Below are 20,390 nucleotides of genomic sequence, written 5' to 3'. Positions count from 1 at the left end.
TAGGGAAATTCTGCGCTGAAAATGTTAAAATACTTTTCAAAAAAAGACATGCTTTAACACTATGCTAAAAATTGCTTACTCTGACATTTTCCGTTATTCCGTACCCGACAAGCATCGTTTTCCCATGCAAAAATATACAATGATTCCTGAGCGCCTGCTTAGCGAAGGGACTATCACTACCGATAATTTTTTTGCACCGAAGCGCCTGACAGAAGACGAAATATTAACCACCCATACTGAGGACTATTGGCATAAGCTTAAAACCCAAACCTTGCCGCGCAAAGAAGCGCGCCCTATTGGCTTTGAGATGACCGAAGCGTTAGTAGATCGTGGTCGCCATATCGCTCACGCCACTTATGAATGTGCGTTATATGCTCAGCAATACGGTGTGGCGATGAATGTTGCGGGTGGTACGCATCATGCGTTTGCCGATCATGGCGAAGGATTTTGCGTGTTTAATGATGTGTGTATCGCCAGTAATTTATTGCTTAATCGTGGACAGGCGCAAAAGATTTTAATCGTTGATTTGGATGTTCATCAAGGCAATGGCAACGCCAGCATTATGGCGGATGAGCCACGTGTTTTTGTGTTTAGTATGCATGGCGCCAAGAACTATCCGTTTCGTAAAGAAATATCCGACTTAGATATTGAGCTGGATAACGATACGGGTGATGCAGAATATTTACAGATTTTGATGGATACGCTGCCGCGCTTAATTAGCGACGTCGCACCAGATATGATTTTTTATCAGTCTGCGGTCGATGTGCTCGCGACCGATAAACTGGGTAAACTTGGCTTAACGCAAGGGGGTTGCAAGGCACGCGATGAGTATGTGTTGCAGCAAGCAAAAACTGCTAACATTCCAGTCGCTATTGTCATGGGCGGTGGCTATTCAGAAGATATTGAAGATGTGGTCGAAGCGCACTGTAATACCTTTCGGGTCGCCCAGCAGCTGTATTTTGGTGAGATGGCTGGCTAATCTGTAGCGCACTAATAGACGAGATAAAACCATTTAGTTAAGACGATATAAAATCAGAGCATTTGCGAGGCTTTATATGGCAAAAATATTCATAGTTATAGGCATTGTGCTGGTTATTATCGGCGTTATTTGGCTGTTGTTTCCAAGCGCGTTTTCGTGGATAGGTAATCTGCCAGGCGATATTAAGCACACTTCAGGCAATACACGTGTTTATTTTCCAGTGGTCACTATGATAGTCATCAGTGTTATCGCTACTATCATATTAAATTTATTCAATCGCTAACCTGAAAAGCACTGCCTATAGTTAATTCACTTTAAAACCGAGTCAACGCTACTGGGATGAATTTTGCGCAGCCTCTGTGTCAGCAGCACGCAAGGAAAATTTATACCAGTAGCACGTAATTATTGATGCTTCGATTCTATTTGGTACTGACTATACTACAAAAACGCCGTAATCCCCTGCCAGCCTACGCGTATACCAAGTACGGTAAGAATCAATAAAATAAGCTGACGAAAGCGTGCTTGCGGTAAGTAACAACGCAGGCGGATACCGACTAAAAGCGCGGCAATAGACAGAACACTTAGCAGAGTAATCAGCTGCCACTCACTACCGCTCAGCGCCATAATAGGCTCCCGCAATACGATAATTTGGGCAATTTTGCCCAAGAAATAACACATGTTGCCGACTTTAGCGATGGTGTTTTTATCGTTACTTGCAGACAATAAGTACATCATCAGTATGGTCGACATTGCGTTGGTGGCGCCGCCAATGACGCCTGCACTAAAGCCAACGATAATCAGCACAGGCTTAGTATCAGGCAGACGTATTTGCTTACCGAGTAATGCACTTATCACATAAAAGCCAATAACAGCTGCCAAGACTAACAAGATATAAGCGCTATCTACCCACAGCAGTAGCTTTGCACCCAAAATACTACCGAGCAAGCTGGTTAAAGCTAATAACCAATAGCGTCTGCCATAATAGATAAAGTTGTGCCAAATACTACGCCCGCCACCAGCCAACCAAGTCATCGCATTTAGCAATAATGACGGAAAAATTACTAGTACAATCGCATGCGGTAATGGATATATACTTGCCAGCGCCGTAGTCGTCACCAACGTTACACCCAGCCCACTAATACCATGCAGCAGTGAGGCTAGTGCAAAAATCACAATCAGCAATAACGTCTGGGTGCTATCGCTATCTACCATATTTGTCATCAGACGTTAGTGTCTAATAGCAAATTTATCGAAAGCAATAGTGCGTGTCTTACGCATGGTGACGTTGCCAAATGGCTTCACCAATAATACTGGCCAACTGCTCCGCAATTTTATCTTTGCTTGCTTTTTCAAGGGTCACGCTATCGTGCTCATAACGCTCTGAGAAAAACACTTGCATCGCATTGTCATCACTTGCAAAACCAATATCTGCTCGCGAAACATCATTACAAGCAATCAAGTCCAAGTCTTTAGCTGCCAACTTGCCACGAGCGTAACGTTCGACATCCTGCGTTTCTGCTGCGAAACCAACGACAAACAGCTCTGGATGGGCAAGCGAAATAGTCGCTAGAATATCAGGGTTTTTGACCAAGCTTAGCATCATCGCATCTTGGGTTTTTTTGATTTTTTGTGGGGCTGCTTCTTCAGTACGATAATCAGCGACAGCGGCAGTGGCAATAAAAATATCAGCGACTTTCACGTTGCCATCATTGATAGTGTCAGTAGTAGGTTCATGCGCTTCATGCTCATGATCTTCACCGCAATCACAGTCGTGGTGGTCGTGATGATGCTCATGCTCGTCTGCTGAAACATACTGCAGCGCGCCGTGCGTGCCATCCACACATTGCTGTGCTGCTATCAGCATGTCTTTAGCTGATAGAACATCAATGCGCGTGATATTAAGCGGCGTGGGCAGCGTTACTTTGCCGCCCGCAATCAAAACAACCTCTGCACCAGCAGCTACGCAAGCACGGGCTAAGGCAAACCCCATTTTCCCCGAAGAATGATTGGACAGATAGCGCACCGGATCGATAGCTTCTACCGTCGGGCCTGCGGTAATGACCACTCTTTTGCCTGCTAATAGTTGCGGCGTGGTTTGCATAGCATTGAACAGCAAAACCTCAGCCAATAACTGCTCAGGCTCAGGCAAGCGACCGGCTCCCACATCACCGCACGCTTGCTCACCACTGGCAGGCTGAATGATCTGATAGTTCATGTCACGTAAGGTCTGCACATTAAGATTAACCGCTGGATGCGCCCACATTTGCTGATTCATCGCTGGGGCAACAATCACTGGCGCCGTCGTCGCTAGGCATACGGTCGTTAGTAAATCATCTGCCATGCCCATCGCCAGACGCGCCAGGGTATTGGCTGATGCTGGGGCTATGACTATCAAGTCCGCCCATTTTGCCAGCTCAATATGACCCATGCCCGCCTCTGCCTGCTCATCGAGTAATGAGATATGCACCTCATTGCCAGTCAAAGCCTGCAGCGTCAGCGGTGTGATAAATGCTTGTGCGCCTGTGGTCATAATGACACGCACATCAAAGCCCGCCTTTATAAGCAGGCGAGCAAAAATAGCAGATTTATAAGCGGCGATACCGCCGGTGATAGCGAGGACGATATTGGACATAGGCATGGCATCAATAAAAAAGATAAAAGATAAAATTGCGCTTATAGTAACAATTATGAGATAAGTTGGGTAAGAATTTCCACATTTACCCAACTTATCTGTCAAAACGTCATTAAAGTACAACGAATAAGGACGTATTTCTAGGGCATCTTGAAGGAGTAACAATGGCGATCAAAGACTGGCATGAAGATGACAGACCACGTGAGAAGTTATTAAAATTTGGTGCATCACACTTGTCTGATGCCGAAATACTTGCGATATTTCTGCGGACAGGTACTCAGTCGCAGTCTGCAATCGAGTTGGCTCGTCATTTAATCGAGCAATTTGGTAGCTTGGCAGAACTATTGGCTGCGCCGCAAGAGACTGTCCTTGCTTGTCATGGTATCGGTCCTGCCAAATATGCACAGATAATGGCCTCACTTGAAATGGGTACACGTTACCTGGACAGTCAGCTTAAAACAGGTCAGGCACTTGGACGCTCACAAGTAGTCAAAGACTATATCAGCACGCAATTACGCGGTGAGCATCGCGAAGTCTTTGCTGTACTCTGCTTGGACAATGCACTGAATCTTTTGAACTTTGAGGTACTATTCACGGGCGGCATCTCATCGTGTTCGGTCTGTATCAAACATGTCCTTCGTCACGCATTGAACCATGCTGCTAGCCAGTTAATCGTCGCCCACAACCATCCACATACCGATGCAAAACCATCGACGGCTGACAACTTGTTGACCTATGAGCTAAAAAAAGCGTGTGACTTAATAGACCTGTCTCTAGTTGACCATATTATCGTCGGTCGTAACGATACCTTATCTTATGCTGAAAGTTGCCTAGCGCCTTTTAATTAGGGCATGTCATCAATGACGTCAATATATTTACTGGATTTAGGATCAAAACGATAAAACAACCTAGTTTTGACTTAACGGTTGAATCACTGATATAAATAATAAACGACGATACATATTATCGACACAGCGTAGCATTTTAGCTATTGATAGTTATCGACAACTGTTTCATATTGGTAGCTAACTTTGTTTTTTACTTGGTAATGCGACTTATATAACGCTTTAGCATGAATAGCAGAGTCTCTGATTATGGACATTTTCTCTATTTACGATGCTAAAAAGCATTATAAAACTTTTGTTATAAAAGTATTTATCAATGAAGTAGTAGCAGTCGCTCAGCTACTCTCTCATTGAGTAATAAGAATTTGAATTTGTCTATAAAAACAAAGTATCAGACAAAACAAAAATTATATTTATCTGATATTCCTCATTCATATATTTTTCACGCGGTCGTTCAGCGTTATAAAGGAGATAGTCATGGCAATTGGCTTATTTATTTTGGCAATACTCATTCAATTAGCCATGGTCCTCGCCATCTTTTTGATGTCCTTATCACGTGTCACCGGTAGTATCGTTGCACTGATTACTATCGCTGTCACTGCCTTTATCAGTCCTTGGTCGCTGATTTTAGGCGTTCCGATAGCGCTATTGTGTTTGGTACTCCTTATTGCTCCTCTACGTCAGTCGCTGATTACTAAGCCAGTTTATAAAGCCTTGGGTGGCGCTATGCCAAGCATGAGCGACACTGAACGTGAAGCGCTTGATGCTGGTACCAGCTGGTGGGAAAAAGAGCTGTTTATGGGTGCCCCTAACTGGGATACCTTTGCCAAGTACCCGTATCCAGAGCTGTCAGAAGAAGAACAAAGCTTCATTGATAATGAAGTAGAGACACTGTGTGCCATGCTTGATGAGTGGAAAATTCAGCATAAAGACAAAGATTTATCGCCTGAAGCATGGCGGTTTATCAAGAGTAATGGCTTTTTGGGCTTAATCATTCCCAAAGAGTTTGGTGGTTTAGAATTTAGCTCTTATGCGCAAAGTCGTGTCATGAGTAAGATTGCCTCACGCTCGCCGACGGCGGCTGTGAGTTGTATGGTACCAAACTCGCTCGGCCCTGGTGAGCTACTGATGCACTATGGTACGGATGAGCAAAAACAACGCTGGTTGCCAGGACTCGCCAAAGGTGATGAAGTGCCTTGCTTTGGTTTGACAGGACCTGAGGCCGGCTCGGATGCAGGTGCGATACCTGATACAGGCGTAGTATGCTATGGGATGCATGAGGGCGAGCAAGTGCTCGGTCTACGTATGAACTTCTCAAAACGCTGGATTACGCTTGCGCCTATCGCGACCGTCGTGGGTCTAGCCTTTAAGATGCATGATCCAGAAGGTCTGCTTGGTAATCCAGAAAAGACGGATTACGGTATTACTTGTGCGCTCGTACCTGCCAGTCATAAAGGTGTTGTCATTGGACCACGTCACAACCCAATCGGCTCGCCATTTATGAATGGTACTGTCGATGGTAAGGACGTCTTTATCCCGTTAGACTTTATCATTGGCGGTGTCGAAAATGCGGGTCGCGGTTGGCGCATGCTGATGGAATGCTTGGGCGTTGGTCGTGGTATCTCCCTACCTGCGCTGTCGACCTCAGCCAGTGAGATGACATATTTATCTGTTGGTGCATTCGCTAAAGTACGCGAACAGTTCAAAATCTCTGTCGGTAAGTTTGAAGGTGTGCAAGACGCGACCAGCCGCATGGCGAGTAATACTTATATGCTAGAGGCATTTCGCCATCTGGTCACTTGCGGATTGAACCAAGGTGGCACACCATCGGTTATGACTGCCATGGCAAAATACTATGCGACCGAAACCATGCGCAGTGTGGTCAACGATGGTATGGATGTTGTTGGAGGTCGTGCAGTACAGATGGGGCCACGTAACTTTTTGGCGACGCCTTATCAAGCAATCCCAGTGTCTATTACTGTTGAAGGTGCCAATATCTTAACGCGCTCATTGATGATATTTGGTCAAGGCGCAATGCGTTGCCACCCTTATCTCTTTGATGAGTTGCAACTGCTACAAAGTAAAGATAAAGAAGGTGCCACTCGAAAATTTGATACGTTATTCTTTAAGCATTTAGGCTATACCTTTAACCGCGGGGCAAAAGCCTTTGTTGCAGGTTATGTCGGTGGTAGTAGTCATGCGCCAAGCTTTGCCGATAGCTTTACCCGTCCTTATTATAAATATATTAACCGCTTAAGCGCGAGCTTTGCCCTAACTGCCGATATGGCACTAGGATTGCTGGCCGGCGACCTAAAGCGTAAAGAGATGCTCTCTGGACGTCTGGCTGATATTCATAGTCATCTATTTATCGCAACGGCTATTTTGCAGTTTTATGAGCATGGTACTAAATCTGAGTCTGAGCGTTTGCATGCTGAAGTCGCGTTGCAAAACAGCCTCTTCACGATTCAAGAAGCGTTTGAGTCTTTCTTTGAAAACTTCCCAAATCGTTTCGCAGCAGCATTGGTAGGTTTTGTCACCTTCCCTAGCGGTCGAATCTTTACACCGCCAAGTGATGAGCTTAAGCGTAAGCTGGGCGATACCTTTATGGATGACTTTGAAGCCAACCCTTTTCGTGATTATCTCAAAACCATGGTCTACTACACTACTGAAGAAGATGATGTGACTGGTCGTATGGAGTATGCTTATCAAACGTTGCTCGACATCGAACCGTTATGGCAGAAGTTCAAAAAGGCAGAACACAAAGACAGCTTTGAAGGTCTCACTTTTGAAGATTATGTGGTGTATGCCAGTCAAAATGGTGACATTACTGAAGAGGAAGCTGAAGTACTTATCCAATATAACGCCATACGTTTTGACTCGCTATTAACCGATGTGTTTGATAAGCATCTATCGCAAGTCAAAGAACGTGTCAATCCGCATACGCTTGAGAATGCAGTACAGCAATTGACTGACTATGCGCAGCTCAAGAGTGAAGCGCAAGCTAGAAATGGTATTGCGGTTAATAACGACCATACAGTTAATGAAGAAATTGCATCTGACGCCACGAATGCGTCTACAGACATCAATGAGCCTACAGGCGATGATAACCCCAATCATGGTTATGAAAGCGATGGTGATGTAGAAATGGTGGCTGAACAAGATACTGCTAAAGAAATGCAGGCACAGACCGACTTTGATGAGTCTAATCCTGAGACAGAAGCATTAGATCATCGTCACCGTGATGCCGCATCACATTTAAATGAACGCATGAGCTATAACCATCGCCTCGAGAAATCAGGCAATGATAAGGGGGCTAATAAGCTAGAAAACACTAATAGCGTAAAGGTTGAAGATAGCGTCGAAAAATCGTCTTCTGATACTCAGTGGCGAGATGGTTTACGTCGTGATGAAAGCGACAACGTTTAAATATGCAATACTTTAGCTACGTAAAGGTATAAACATAGCCTTTTTAAGTAAAAAACACTTGAAGGTACATGACTATTGTTTAACATAGAAAGACTGTCCAACTTGGGCAGTCTTTTTTTTGGTTACAAATGACAATTTTTGCTTATCATTGTGAAAAAAAACCCGTATCATCTGCCCCTTTCAATCGTGAAAGCCCTTGTAGACAGACCAACTATTGGGTCCGCATGGGTTAATTCATAAAAAAACATTGCAGTAACCTTAACAATTATTTTATATTGTTTAAGAGCCTGACATGAAATGACAGACAAAAAATTGATAGACGCAACAAGATCAGGCGTAAGGACAGCAATCATAGACGCATTGATTCAGTACCATACCTGATACTGAGCGTTGCGTATAAAAGGATAGAGGCTATGTGGAAGAATATGGGACTGACGGGCAAGATTATCGTTGCCATGGTGCTCGGTATCATACTGGGTTTATTTATAAATTATTCTGGATTGAACGCTGAAGGCGGTTTTGTTAGTACGTATATTACAAACGGCTTTCTCGCTATTGTTGGCAAGCTCTTTGTTAACTCATTAAAAATGCTGGTCGTACCTTTGGTACTTATCTCGCTGATTTGCGGGGTTTGTGGTATTGGTGATATTCGCTTACTTGGACGCATTGGTACCAAAACCTTCCTCATCTACATGATGACGACTGCGCTAGCGATTGCCACCGCCATTGGACTTGGTATTCTGTTTGGTATCGGTAAGGGGATGGATGTCGAGACTGAAGCGGCATTTGAAGCGCAGTCAGCGCCACCGCTACTTGATGTATTCTCTAATATTATTCCGTCAAACCCCATCAGTGCGATGGCAAATGGCGACATGTTATCGATTATTTTCTTTGCCATCTTAATCGGTATCAGTATTTTGATGGTTGGTAAACCTGCCAAAGGCTTGGTGCAAAGCCTAGAGCTTATTAATGAAGTCATCTTAAAGATGGTTACCATCATTATGAATCTTGCCCCTTATGGTGTATTTGCGCTGTTGACCAAAGCGATGGCTGAGCTTGGTTTAGACTTGATTTGGTCATTATTGGGTTATGTCGCTGTACTGGTTGGCTCACTGGCTTTCCACTTCTTTATTACCATGATGATTGTTCTCAAGCTGTTTTCAGGCTTATCAATCAAGACGTTCTTGGCAAAAATGCGTGAAGTCCAGATTTTTGCGTTTAGTACGTCAAGCTCTAACGCGACCATTCCGATTACCTTGCGTACGGTCACCAAGCGTATGGGTGTCAACAACTCAGTCGCTTCGTTTACGGTTCCTTTTGGTGCCACCATCAACATGGATGGTACGGCCATCATGCAGGGTACGGCGACCATTTTCATTGCCAATATTTATGGTATTGATTTGGGCGTGACCGAGTATCTGACTGTGATTCTCATGTCTGTATTGGCGTCTGTCGGTACTGCAGGGGTTCCTGGGGTTGGTCTGATTATGTTGTCTATGGTCTTTGCCCAAGTCGGTTTACCTATCGAAGGTATTGGCCTCATCTTAGGTGTGGATCGTATCCTAGATATGTTACGTACGGCAGTCAACGTTGGTGGTGATGCGGCAGTGACGGCTATTGTGGCAAAATCTGAAGATAAAATGGATATCGCTATCTATAACGACCCTAATGCGGGTGCCAAAGACGTGTTTGATGGTCACATCGATGAAGACAATGAGCGTGAATTCTCTGAAGTCTTTAGTGATGGGATAATGGGTAGTGAGTACGATGATGTCGATCGTAGACGCTAGTCATTGATACTGACAGTCAAATTCAATTCGGTGTCATGAATTTTAATCGTTAAAAGACAAAACCTCAGTCACATTGGCTGAGGTTTTTTGATAAAGGATGTTTAGCCAAAAACGTATTTGGTGATCATCGCCAAGCACACCAATACAATCATGGGACGAATCAGTTTACTGCCCCCTTTCACCACCATATGTGAGCCGAAATATGCGCCTATCGTTTGCCCAACCATCATGGCCAGACCGACTTTCCACAAGACATTACCCCCTAAAATAAAGAAAATCAGCGAGCCAATATTGGTAGATAGATTTAACACCTTTGCAGCCCCTGTCGCTTCGATAATCTGCCGACCTCGCAGTGCCACATTGCCAAGCGCAAAGAACATGCCAGTCCCTGGACCGATATAGCCATCATAAAAGCCAATTAATGGCGCCACGACTTTCTGCCATTTGCCCTCTGATATACGCGGTGCCGCCTCTACCTCGCCAAGTCTGGGTGCAAACAGCGTATAGATACCAATCGCCGCAATCAAAAATGGAATGAGCTTTTCAAGCAAATCAGGTGGTGACATTTGCACGGCAATGGTACCGATGACCGAACCGATAAAGGCACCGATAATCGCCACTTTGATACGTTGCGGCTTGACGACGCCCTTTCTAATCATGGTAATGGACGCCGCTAACGCCCCTGAAGCAGCTTGTAGCTTATTGGTACCAAGGGTTAATACTGGTGGGATATTGGCAAGTAACATGGCTGGAATGGTCAACAAACCACCCCCACCAGCGATGGCATCGATGAATCCTGCCAACGCTGCCACAGCCGTAAGCATTAAAATAATCTCTAGTGAGAGTGATACGTCCATGATGCTGACCTGAAAGTTTGATTATAAAAAAAGTGCGTCTTATTGGCTGGCGTTAAGTGCTGAATTTATCAGTAGCTAAGTCAGCTAAGTCATAGCGTCGTATTGCTAAAATCACTGAGCCGCATGAAACGACTAAAAAAAAGCATGTAGAACATAGCTAATGGCGCTCATTATAAAGATAAAAGCATAAAAAAAACCAAAAACGTAACAAAGTCTGCTAGATTTGTCTTAGCGCTTGTTGAATATGCAAACAAGCCGTGCTCAAATGAAAATTTTAACGACATGCAACTATTTTGCCTGTCCCATCACCTTTATAATATCGCTATTAATAAAATGGCAAGGTGAGCTTATGACCTTGAGTCGACGTATTTTGTTGTCTATATGAATAAGAGTATGAGAAACTGTGCTTATCTATTATATGTTACGAGCTCCCATGTCTTTATGAGCCGTGTCATAGATATTTGAGGTTATTGGATTATTTGTAATTCGTTTTTGAAAATTGTATTTAGCAAATGAGGATGATATGGCATTACGAAGGATTAAGGCATTTTTTGAATTTGAAGCAGCGGGCGGTATCGTCCTAGCATTGGCTGCTATTGCCGCAATGATCATTGCCAACTCCCCTCTTAGTGTCTGGTATCAGGGCTTTATCCATGCACCTGTTGCCATTCAAATTGGTGACTTTGCTATTGCCAAAGACGCTCACCACTGGATTAACGATGGTCTGATGGCGATTTTCTTTTTCTTAGTTGGACTGGAGCTCAAGCGCGAAGTATTAATTGGCGAGCTCTCCAACGTCAAACAAATTATCCTGCCCGCCGGTGCGGCATTGGGTGGCATGATCGCCCCAGCCATTGTGTACTTGCTTTTTAACTATAGCGAACCTGAGTTTTGGAAAGGTTGGGCCATTCCTGCTGCCACTGATATTGCATTTGCCCTAGGTATTTTAAGCTTACTGGGCAACCGTGTCCCTAATTCCCTTAAGGTTTTCTTAGTCTCCATTGCTATCTTTGATGACATTGGTGCGATTTTGATTATTGCTCTGTTTTATACCAGTGACTTATCACTAGAATCATTGGCATTGGCAGGACTATGCTTACCCTTCTTATATCTACTCAATCGTCGTAACGTCACTAGCATCACACCTTATCTGCTTATCGGTGTCATCATGTGGATTGCCGTCCTCAAGTCGGGTATCCATGCTACTTTGGCAGGAGTGGTACTGGCGTTATTTATCCCTATGTTTGACCGGACAGATCCTGAACACTCGCCGCTAGAAGAGCTTGAGCATGATCTTCATAACACCGTTGCCTTTGGTATTTTGCCATTATTCGCTTTTGCCAACTCAGGTATATCGCTTAAAGGCGCAGGTTTCGCTGAGTTATTCCACTCTGTGCCACTAGGTATTGCTGCTGGTCTATTTATCGGTAAGCAAATTGGTGTCATGGTAATGTGTTGGCTAATCTTTAAACTTGGTATCTCGACCATGCCAAGAGGTATGAACTATAAGCAAATCTATGGAGCCGCCTTATTGTGTGGTGTTGGATTTACTATGAGCTTGTTCATCGGTGGCTTAGCGTTTGCTGGCGACACAGCCTTATTTGACGAGCGCCTAGGTATTATCATGGGTTCAATTGTCTCTGGTATCGCAGGTTACCTCATGCTAAAAGCCAGTCTAAAAGACAATGTCAGCGGTACATCAGTCGACTTGACTCGTCCGCAATCATAAGATGATGAGCCGCTTGTCAGCCGAAATTTAGAGCAAGCAGTTATAGGAGAGGATTATGCAACGGTTTATCAGGCACCTGTCGCGAAGCTTGCCTATCCTTGGTAGTATTTTTCTACTATCAAGCTGTGCTACCCTCTCCAAACAACAATGCCTTATCGGTGATTGGCAGGCCATTGGCTACAACGATGGCGTATCAGGTTACTCATCAGAGCGCCTAGCATCACATGCCAAAGCCTGTGCCAAGGCCAGCGTTGCCCCTGACTATCTAGCATGGGAGCGCGGTCGCAAGTTAGGGCTCAAACAGTACTGTACGACTAACAATGCCTACAATATCGGTCGACGTGGGCGTAAACTGAATAATGTCTGCCCAGCAGCTGCGGTAAATGATCTACATCTGGCCAACCAACGCGGCCTAGCGTACTACGATTTAGACACTCAACTAGACAAAGATAAACGTCTGATAGAAGAATACCAAGACGAGTTCGATAAACTCGAAGGTGGCGCGATGCTAGACTTTGCGAATGAAAAAGAAGCGCGCAAAAGACTGTTATCGCTGGCTGATGAGATTCGTCAAGCCAAACACCGTATGTATAACACGCAACAGCAGCTCGACTCATTAAACCAGATGATTAGATATTAGGCTATGATTATAGATTACTCATAACAGCCTATTTATAAAGGCAGTTGATAGCTATGGATTCAATCAATATAAATAATACAGAGACGACCACCACTTCCCGTCACAGCCAACCGACTTTAGCATCTTATCAGCGTCACGGGCGTACCACTGCGGTTGACGACCATAGCGACCTACAAGTTCTGCAGCGCATCAAGCGCTACTTATTACCCAAAGATTTCGTCATCTCACAAGATTTGCTTGAGGAGATGGTCGCAGGATACGACATAGGCGACCCACTGACAGATACATTGGCTGCTGACGGTATTCGTTTTGCTAAGCCATTGCAGCAGTTGATTATCGATAAAAAAACAGATGATAACCTGCTAAAAAACCCGTCTTTTAAAACGCTTACTGAGCAGTTTAGCCGCCATCCTGACTGGTTTGATCCTAAGCTTGCACAGATTGGGGCAGTTGCCTATCGACGCTATCCACTCATGCTAATTTGGCTATTGCGTAATGTGGCGTTGATGGCAGGCTATAGCATTCCTGCTTTGTCCTTACCACTCATCCAGACGGGCGCATTGATGCATGAGGCTCTACCGCGATTGATGCGTACCTATGCTTATATTCTAGCGGTCTCAGAACATCCCTTATTGCCCCAATCAAATACGAGCAGGCACAGTAATCGCAAATCCATTGATGAGGTGTTGGCCATTGGTTCTGAGGGTTGGCGGCAATCTATCAAGGTGCGTCAGATCCATACCTTAGTACGGCAGAACCTACTCAAAGGTAAGGGCAATGCTGCCGCAGGTATCATCGCTGATGCCGATCAGCACCACAATCCTGATGGCAGTTGGAATACTGACTATTGGGGTCTACCGATTAATCAAACTGATATGATTGCGACCCACTTGCAGTTTTCACTGTTGATTATGCGCGGGTTACGACTGCTTGGTGCCCGTATCAGCAGCGAGGAAGCCGAAGGTATCCTGCATCTATGGAATCTAGCCAGCTATTGGATGGGCGTTGACTTGCAGCGCTTGCCTAAAGATGAAGCCGCTTGTTGGGAATGGCTCTATACCTATTTATCGATTCAGCAGTTAGATTTTAAAATGGGACAACCATTAGCAAAAGCCCTGCATGATTTACCGCGTCAGCTAATGGGTGAGGACAATCGCCGTGGACGTTTCGTTGAGATGGTCAATGCCAGTGTGACGCGTACGCTAGTCGGCGATGATATCGGCGATGGACTGGATTTACCAAAATCGAAAATTCGTTTTGGTGTCTTATCCTCTGTACCCATTCTTTTCGCCCTCGATACGGCACGTCAGCATAACCAGACAATCGCCACTAAATTAGAAGCATTTCGAGCCAAACGCCAAGATAATATGAATTGGTGGCTTAAGAAAAATGATGATTATTATAAATAACGTGTGCTAAATACAGAATAGTAGAAGAAGAAAAATCGCTCAACATTCAGTAAATTTATAACAAATAATATTATTGAAATCTATAATCCATAACCAGATGGTATATGACGAATATAATTATTAGTAAATAGAATATATTAAGCCATTATCAACAGCGTCCATAATAACTATAATAAATCCGCAAAAGACGCGCTTGGCCTTGATTAGAAAATGCTTCTACTTTAGATACGTCAATGGATAACTTCAACGGCTATACGTGTTAATTACGCGTATTCTGGATGCGGTAATACCACTCAAGCTGCCGATCAAAGCCCGTTTCTAGCAAGCTGGCTATGACGCGTCCTGTCAGACCCCAAACCGTTTCACCATCAACCTGCCAGCTAGGCGTGAGGATGGTCGCGGTCTGATCTTGCATCGTATATTCTATCGCATACTCTACGGTAGGCTGCGTGAGCAAGGTTTCAAAATCTGCCCAAAAGATACGCGAGATTTCACCAAGCTCAGGCACTAGCAATAAATCTGGCGCAATCAACGCCACAATGGGACGCACACTCATACCGCTTTTTGAGGTTTGAATCGGTAACTGACCAAGTAGCTGGACTTTATTGGGTGGCAGCGCTGTCTCTTCGCAGGCTTCACGCAAGGCAGTGATGACATTGTTACCGTCACCGGCGTCATGTTTACCGCCTACGCAAGAGACTTCGCCGGCATGACTGTTCATATGTGCAGCGCGGCGTGTCAGTAGCAGCTTTGGATGGCGTTCGTGAGTGATGGCAACCAAGATCGAAGCATCAGCCACTGGGGTCTGATATAGGCTATCTAAAACACGAGCGCTACGAGAGGTGTTATAAGTGTCGTACAGCGCTGGACTGGTGACCGCATTTAAAGTCTCATGCTGTACCCGCTCAGCCAACGTTCTGAGCGTGGGATAGCGAATAAAAGTAGGCACAGCAACTGAAAACTCATCAAAACTTACAGACTGTGGGGGGAGTAACATTATTATTGCCCTTTATTTTTATCAGTATCAAGCGTCATCACGATAGGCGATGCAAGAACCAGCATGCAAAGCAAAATTCTCATGGCAGTCTCTGATTCTAAAGACAATCCCTAAAAACAGATTATAAAAACAATGCTTAGCCTATCGTAAATCAAGTCTTTCAATTTATCGGTATATTATTTAGGATGTGCGAGTGAATAAGATTTTCTCATTAAATAAGATGCAAGGCAGGATTGATGACTGCCCGCAAAGACTACCTTTGGTTATTATCGGTCTCGCTTGGCTTGGCGGCACACTCGCCACAGCCGCACTGGCGTTAATCGGCAGCTGGCAAAATGTCGCCATGATTTTGGGCTCGTTTGGTGCCAGTTGTTTACTTATCTTTGCTTATCCAGAGAGTCCATTCGCTCAACCAAGAAACATCGTCGGTGGTCATTTTATTACCACATTTACCGGCTTAACATTTTTGACGTTATTTGGCATCGAATGGTGGAGCCTGTCTCTCGCTGTCGGTACAGCAATCGCCCTGATGCTGTTGCTAAGAGTACCGCACCCACCTGCAGGGTCAAACCCATTGATTGTGATGCTAGGCGGTGTCAAATGGCACTTTTTAGTCACGCCGACTTTAGTAGGCGCGCTGGCCTTGGTTGTCGTTGCCCTTATCTATAATAATATAGGCCGTGGTAGACATTATCCTCGTTACTGGTAAACGGCTATTTATAGATAGGCACTGGTAAATAGTTACCGGTAAATAATTGTGGGCAAATGGCCAATGGCAGATACGCACTAAAAAACAATTGATTATGTTAAACAGGGCATACGTTATCCAATCCATCCTATCGCAGCAGCATTATCCTGAAGCTACTCATCACCCCTTAGACTAGCGTAATCTAGAAGCAACTGCATGCCATTTGTGTGACTGCCTATTATGTGACTGCCCATATATAAAGCGCGCGTCTCCTGATGACCTTCATATCAGGCCTTACCTTTATACCAACAATGCCATTCTAAAAAAATGGTGTAGCAAGAGAGAAAGTCAAAGCACTCATCTATTAGACTGTACCCGTATAACCCGCAAAGACAGTGCTGCCAATCCTATTGCTTTTGATTGGTATAAAACACTCTGTTCCTGTTATCATGATTCTATATGATAAGACATTCTGTACAGTACTAATCTGTGCTATCTTAAGGCGATGCTCACTCATTAGAATAATACCTCGCAGCATCTTTTTAGAGTTATCATCACTTACCCATCACGCTTACTATATTCATAAAGGCAGTTGATATGCGCTATTGTCTACAATGCGGTCATGAAGCAGAACGCAAAATACCAGCCACCGATAATATTCCGCGCTTGGTATGCCCAAATTGCAATTATATTCATTATGAAAACCCAAAAGTCATTTGTGGCTCATTGGTCGTGCATAAGCAACGTGTGCTGCTATGTCGCCGCGCAATTGAGCCACAATATGGCTTATGGACGCTGCCCGCAGGCTTTATGGAAAATGGCGAAACCATGGCGGAAGGGGCGGCGCGGGAAAGCTTTGAAGAGGCAGAAGCGGTGGTCACCAATCCGCACTTATATTGTTTATATGATATTCCTGATATCGGGCAAATCTATAGCATCTATATCACCGAGTTAAAAGACGGCGCTTACGGTATTGGCTCTGAAAGTCTGGACTGCGCTTTGTTCGCCGAAGAAGACATTCCATGGGATAAGCTTGCCTTTGAAGCCGTGCGCCGCACTTTAAAAAGCTATTTTGCCGACCGTCAGCAATACAATAACCATGAGAGTTTTCCCATTCATCAAGATATGATTGGCAAAGACCAAGCCATTAAGCGTTATTAATACAGCCTTTAAAAATACTTACCGGCAATAAAAACCGCCGCTTTCAATATAGATATTGAAGGCGGCGGTTTTTTTATACAGTCAATAATTTGCTATGACTGATTTCACGATAAGTAAAAACTAGCTTTTAATCTTACATACGTTAAAGCCAAGCTCTTTAACCGCAGCTTCTTTATCATAAGGTGCTAATACGGCACGTACATGCTTTTGGCCTTGCAGATATTGCTTAGCAACTCGCTGTAAATCATCGACCGTCACAGCCAATATTGCCGCACGCATTTTACGTTGCCAGTCGACGCCGCGATGATGCAGATTGGCAAAGCAAGCTTTGACCGCTTCGCCAGCTGGAGAGCCTGGTTTATCCATACCTGAGATAATGCCTAAGATGGCTTCTTCCAACTGCTCATCGGTTTGCGGCTCATTTAATAACCATTCGATACTGGCATCGAAATGCGCAAAGGTTTCAGCACACTGCGGATCGCGGTAGCTAAAGAACTTAAAGGCGCAAGCGTTGGCATCATAGCCCGCACCGCCGCCATAAGCGCCGCCGCGCTCACGGATGGCACTATGCAGATAGCCATTACGCAGATAAGGCGCTAATACCATCAAGGCAGCGGTATCAGGATGGTCGGCTGCTGGCACGGTATATGCGCTAGCATTATGATAGACGTTGGTCGGAACTAGCCACGCCAAATCTTCAACATCGAGCGCCACGCCATTTTCTATTGCTTTGACCGCGTCTGTTTCGCCATTTAACGCCACATCAAGTTGCAACTCGGCAAACTCGCTTGGGATATTGTCTTCAATACCCGCATCAGAGTTTGTGATTTTTTCAGCAATTTTTGGCGCTTGGCTGTCTTTCCAGCTATCAACGATTAAGTTGCTCAAACGTTCGGTTTGCTCGGCTTCACAGATAATAACCGCATGCTTAGGCAAGCTGATTAAACGCTGATGTAAATCCATCAGACTGGTTGCCAATTTATCCCACTGCGCATCATCCGTACTGGCATGGGCTAAGAAGTCTTTTAGCGCGTTTAGTGCTGGCAGACCGCTGCGCACATATTCTAACTGCGCTTGGCGGCTCATGCCACGACTGGCAGTTTGCATCGCATACGAATGCCCTGAACCTGCAAGGTTTGATTGCCAACCTGCTTGACGCTGCTGCAAAATCTCTTTAATACGGTCGTGCTCACTAAAGACGCTGTGCTCCATGACTTCTTTTAGCAAGTCAATGGCCTCAGGCTTGCGATTCAACGCGCGCGTTGCCACAACGAAATAGCTGCTAATCGCTTGGCTGTCATCGATATTGGTGCGCTGACTGATACGCGCCGTCACCCCTGATGAATGCGCCGCTTGCTTGGCTTGCATCTCATGAGCGCTTAGCGAATCCGTGCCAAGTTCTGACAATAAACTCAGATAAATAGGCAACAATGGATGATTAATCACTTCATTAACCGGTAGCTCGCTGGTGTTCTGATTACCAATCGCATCGGTCAACGGCACAATCACTTGATAATAATACAAGCCATTGGTACCTGCCTCATATTCAAATAAGGTACTGTCTTTCCCGCTTAAAATTACTTGTTCTTGCGTGCCTTGCTTAAAGCTGATATCGGTTGGGACATCTTCTAAGCCAACTTTTGGCAATAGGCTTAAGTCATCAGGTGCTGCTTGGCGCGCTGCCAAATCTAAAGCTTGTTGCTTTAAGATAGCTTTATCATCAGCGGTCAAATCCATCGCAATCGTATCAAGACGGGTTTGCTCAGCTGCCGTAAGACGGGCTGTTTTTTCGCTATCCGGTGTCAGTGTGACGCGGACACGATGTTGATTGTCTAACAAGTGCTGCTTAATCAAATTCGGTAACCACTGCGCATCTTTTACTTGTTCACGTAGCCATTGTAGATGCTCATCAACTTCCCAAACATCGATAGGGTTGCCGTCATGAATCGCCGTGCTAAAGCCTTCTAGCATGAGATTTAGACCATAAGGAATGCTATCACCGCCGATATGGCGCTGATCAATCTCGATTTGGTGCAAAATGGTTTCGATGGTTTCATCATCAATCGGCTTGCTGGCAACTTGGGTAAGCAAATCAATAATGCCCTGCTCTACCGCTTCGGCATGCTCAGGGTTTGAACCGCGCAGACCGGTATAAAAAACCATTTCATAATGACTGTCGTCGAGTCCCAATAGCGGACTTGGCGCTTTACCAAGTGGATGGCTGTCCAAATACGCACGCAATGGCGAACCAGCATGCTCAACCAACACGCCTTCTAACAGACGCAATGCTAAACGCTGCTTTGGATCGGTAATTGATGGTAATAACCACGCCACCACATGATGGGTTTGGTCAGGACCGGCTTCGTCAGCGGTATAAGTATCGACCGCGCTAATCGGTGCAGACAGACGTTTTTCTGGACGCGATACATGTTTTTTGCCGGCTTCAAATTGAATCAAGGCATCTTCATGAATTTTCGCTTGCGTTTGGGCAACTGGAATATTACCAAAGCTCATAATCACACTGTTTGATGGGTGATAATGGCTTTGATGAAATTCAACCAGCTCATGATGGGTCAAGTCAGGAATATCAGCAGGATCGCCGCCTGAATTATAATGATAGGTCGTCGTTGGGAACAAATGATGGGCGACCGTATGATACAACTGATCAATCTCGCCGCTCATCGCGCCTTTCATCTCATTAAAAACGATGCCCTTAAACTGCGGTTTATCATTTTCGTCTAACTCGACACGAATGCCTTCTTGGGCAAAATCAAGCGGGTGAATATTGGGGAAAAATGACGCATCAAGATACACAGCAAGCAAGTTAAAATAGTCATTTTTATTTTGCGTGGCATACGGATACGCCGTCCAATCGGCAGCCGTCATCGCATTCATAAACGTGTTCAATGAGCGTTTAATCATCGAAAAAAACGGGTCACGGACGGGAAATTTCTCAGAGCCACATAAAGCGACGTGCTCTAAAATATGCGCCTCGCCTTTTGAATCCATGGGCTGAGTGCGAAAGCCAACCAAAAAGGCATTTTCATCACTCGGATGCGCCAAATGGTAATGCATCGCCCCAGTCTTAACATGCTGACTGATCAGCACATCCATCGATAGCGCCTCAATGTGGCGATGCTCAATCAGCTCAAACGCTGGATGTAGCGTTAAATCCGCAATAAATGGCGTGTCAGTCATAGTTATCCTTATCAATGATAATGTATATCGTGCCCTGAC

Annotated in this window: 15 protein-coding genes; 10 read left to right on the top strand and 5 right to left on the bottom strand. The window is 44.9% G+C overall.

What is annotated here, in order from left to right:
- The first annotated feature begins 61 nt into the window (after positions 1-61).
- Both QL919_RS05565 and QL919_RS05560 read left to right on the top strand, forming a co-directional pair.
- Positions 62-979, top strand: coding sequence for a histone deacetylase (locus QL919_RS05565; protein WP_290188583.1), 918 nt, complete (start codon positions 62-64; stop codon positions 977-979).
- Positions 980-1,055: 76 nt separating this feature from the next.
- Positions 1,056-1,262, top strand: coding sequence for a DUF2905 domain-containing protein (locus tag QL919_RS05560; protein ID WP_290188582.1), 207 nt, complete (start codon positions 1,056-1,058; stop codon positions 1,260-1,262).
- 155 nt (positions 1,263-1,417) lie between these two features.
- On the opposite strand, the gene QL919_RS05555 is transcribed toward QL919_RS05560, so the two are convergent.
- On the bottom strand, positions 1,418-2,200 hold the full coding sequence (locus QL919_RS05555) for a sulfite exporter TauE/SafE family protein (protein ID WP_290188581.1): 783 nt from the start codon (positions 2,198-2,200) through the stop codon (positions 1,418-1,420).
- Positions 2,201-2,249: 49 nt separating this feature from the next.
- Complete coding sequence (gene coaBC, locus QL919_RS05550) at positions 2,250-3,611, bottom strand: bifunctional phosphopantothenoylcysteine decarboxylase/phosphopantothenate--cysteine ligase CoaBC (protein WP_290188580.1); 1,362 nt, start codon at positions 3,609-3,611, stop codon at positions 2,250-2,252.
- A 164-nt stretch (positions 3,612-3,775) separates the two neighbouring features.
- On the opposite strand from coaBC, the gene radC reads away from it, so the two are divergent.
- The 3 genes from radC to QL919_RS05535 all read left to right on the top strand — a co-directional run bounded on the left by radC (position 3,776) and on the right by QL919_RS05535 (position 9,672).
- Entirely contained in the window at positions 3,776-4,459 is a 684-nt protein-coding gene (radC, locus tag QL919_RS05545) for a DNA repair protein RadC (RefSeq protein WP_290188579.1), read from the top strand.
- Positions 4,460-4,933: 474 nt separating this feature from the next.
- Positions 4,934-7,882, top strand: a complete 2,949-nt coding sequence (locus QL919_RS05540; RefSeq protein WP_290188578.1) for an acyl-CoA dehydrogenase — start codon at positions 4,934-4,936, stop codon at positions 7,880-7,882.
- 413 nt (positions 7,883-8,295) lie between these two features.
- Positions 8,296-9,672 carry a dicarboxylate/amino acid:cation symporter gene (locus QL919_RS05535; RefSeq protein ID WP_290188577.1) on the top strand — a complete coding sequence of 459 codons (1,377 nt, stop codon included), beginning with the start codon at positions 8,296-8,298 and terminating at the stop codon, positions 9,670-9,672.
- A 101-nt stretch (positions 9,673-9,773) separates the two neighbouring features.
- Here QL919_RS05535 and QL919_RS05530 read toward each other — a convergent pair whose 3' ends face one another.
- A complete protein-coding gene (locus QL919_RS05530) occupies positions 9,774-10,529 on the bottom strand; it encodes a TSUP family transporter (protein ID WP_290188576.1) in 756 nt (251 codons plus the stop codon).
- 523 nt (positions 10,530-11,052) lie between these two features.
- On the opposite strand from QL919_RS05530, the gene nhaA reads away from it, so the two are divergent.
- Genes nhaA through QL919_RS05515 form a run of 3 tightly spaced genes read left to right on the top strand, consistent with a single transcriptional unit; the run spans position 11,053 to position 14,307 of the window.
- Complete coding sequence (gene nhaA, locus QL919_RS05525; RefSeq protein ID WP_290188575.1) at positions 11,053-12,258, top strand: Na+/H+ antiporter NhaA; 1,206 nt, start codon at positions 11,053-11,055, stop codon at positions 12,256-12,258.
- 55 nt (positions 12,259-12,313) lie between these two features.
- The gene (locus QL919_RS05520; RefSeq protein ID WP_290188574.1) at positions 12,314-12,898 is read left to right on the top strand and encodes a DUF2799 domain-containing protein; all 585 of its coding nucleotides are present in this window, start codon (positions 12,314-12,316) and stop codon (positions 12,896-12,898) included.
- Positions 12,899-12,951: 53 nt separating this feature from the next.
- On the top strand, positions 12,952-14,307 hold the full coding sequence (locus QL919_RS05515; RefSeq protein WP_290188573.1) for an oxygenase MpaB family protein: 1,356 nt from the start codon (positions 12,952-12,954) through the stop codon (positions 14,305-14,307).
- Positions 14,308-14,566: 259 nt separating this feature from the next.
- Here the strand turns inward: QL919_RS05515 and QL919_RS05510 are convergent, their stop codons facing one another.
- Positions 14,567-15,304: a CoA pyrophosphatase gene (locus QL919_RS05510; protein ID WP_290188572.1), complete on the bottom strand. Its 738-nt coding sequence runs from the start codon at positions 15,302-15,304 to the stop codon at positions 14,567-14,569.
- A gap of 193 nt (positions 15,305-15,497) precedes the next feature.
- Here QL919_RS05510 and QL919_RS05505 point away from each other — a divergent pair, with 193 nt between their 5' ends.
- Together QL919_RS05505 and QL919_RS05500 are read left to right on the top strand one after the other, a co-directional pair.
- Entirely contained in the window at positions 15,498-16,013 is a 516-nt protein-coding gene (locus QL919_RS05505) for an HPP family protein (RefSeq protein WP_290188571.1), read from the top strand.
- 576 nt (positions 16,014-16,589) lie between these two features.
- A complete protein-coding gene (locus QL919_RS05500) occupies positions 16,590-17,153 on the top strand; it encodes an NUDIX hydrolase (RefSeq protein ID WP_290188570.1) in 564 nt (187 codons plus the stop codon).
- A gap of 120 nt (positions 17,154-17,273) precedes the next feature.
- Here the strand turns inward: QL919_RS05500 and QL919_RS05495 are convergent, their stop codons facing one another.
- On the bottom strand, positions 17,274-20,351 hold the full coding sequence (locus QL919_RS05495; protein ID WP_290188569.1) for an insulinase family protein: 3,078 nt from the start codon (positions 20,349-20,351) through the stop codon (positions 17,274-17,276).
- Positions 20,352-20,390 lie beyond the last annotated feature (39 nt).

Source organism: Psychrobacter sp. APC 3426 (assembly GCF_030408035.1).
In the GTDB taxonomy this organism is placed as follows: domain Bacteria; phylum Pseudomonadota; class Gammaproteobacteria; order Pseudomonadales; family Moraxellaceae; genus Psychrobacter.
Note: the sequence above shows the minus strand (reverse complement) of the source record. Positions and strands in the feature narration are given on the sequence as shown.